Raw genomic sequence first — 1,175 nt, 5'->3', positions numbered from 1 at the left:
ACGCAGGTCTCGTGGGCTCGGAGATGTGTATAAGAGACAGGTTATGGGAGGGTTAGTGTTTACGCCTATTCATATTGGCCTTTAACCTTGTCAAAGGTAGTTAGAAAATTGATTTTTAATAATGCAATGATGGCGAATTTATGTACTATGGATTGAAATTGGCTTTCTGAACGGTCCCATTGCCTTAAAAATGACCGAATAATTACTACATTGAAGCTTAAAGCAGTTCAAGCTTCGTTTCTACGGTATAATAAAGTTAAGCTACTCTCTGAAAATATGAAGGGTGGTTACGTGGATTGTCTAGCTTATAAGGTGAAAGGTAGGTATCCAAGTGGTTTGAGAGATGCAATTAACAAAGTGTTAAAGGAATGTATGTCTTTAATTGTTGACAAATACAGAAAGACAGGTGCCAAAAATCAATCTCGCCAAAGATAGGGGAATAGCAGTAGGGCTACGGTCATAACCATTACATTGATCAGGGCGAGTAAACCTATTTCATCTAAGCTTACACTCCTGTCCAGTCCATCAATGGCGTTTTTGGTGAATTTGATCAAAACAATGAGTACAGGTATAATAATGGGAAAGCTTAAAATGGCCATCAACATACCACCATTGCTGGTTTTAGAGGCAATGGCTGCAACCATGGTGAAAATGGTAGAAAAGCTGAGGCTTCCCAATGTGGCTGCTATAAAATACATCAGAATATCTGTGCCTTCGGGGAAGTCGAATACCAATGAATAAAATATTAGCGCAATTAAGGTAAGGATGGTCATTAATAGGCTATTGTAAATGGTTTTCGCTATGATGAGTGCTGCTGGGCTAACCAGAGTATAAATATACAAATGATGTCCCTTGCTTTCCTGTAGGAAGCTTTTGGCAATGGCATTGATGGATGCGAATAGCATGATGATCCAAAATAAGGTGTTCCAGGTAAGTTTCTCAATGCTGATAAATGATAGGAAACAGACGAATACAGTGGAAACAACATATAATAAAACACCATTCAGCGCATATTTGGAACGCCATTCCAATAAGATTTCCTTTTTGACCAAATGTTTTACCTGCGCTGTTAATTGCATGGCGCAAATATATAATTGATTTATGATTTACAGTTTACGATTTTAGATTTTGACAGGAATGTTGGAAACTATAGGGCTGTAGATTTGGTTTAACCG

The 1,175-nt window shown here is 38.0% G+C and carries 1 protein-coding gene; it reads right to left on the bottom strand.

Annotation, left to right across the window (positions count from 1 at the left end; translation table 11 throughout):
* Positions 1–416 precede the first annotated feature (416 nt).
* Complete coding sequence (locus JHD79_RS22505; protein ID WP_199121602.1) at positions 417–1,079, bottom strand: heme exporter protein CcmB; 663 nt, start codon at positions 1,077–1,079, stop codon at positions 417–419.
* Between the last annotated feature and the right edge of the window lie 96 nt (positions 1,080–1,175).

This window comes from Pedobacter sp. ASV28, assembly GCF_016428855.1.
GTDB lineage: Bacteria > Bacteroidota > Bacteroidia > Sphingobacteriales > Sphingobacteriaceae > Pedobacter.
The sequence above is the reverse complement of the archived record's forward strand: the minus strand, read 5'-3'. Positions and strand labels throughout refer to the sequence as shown.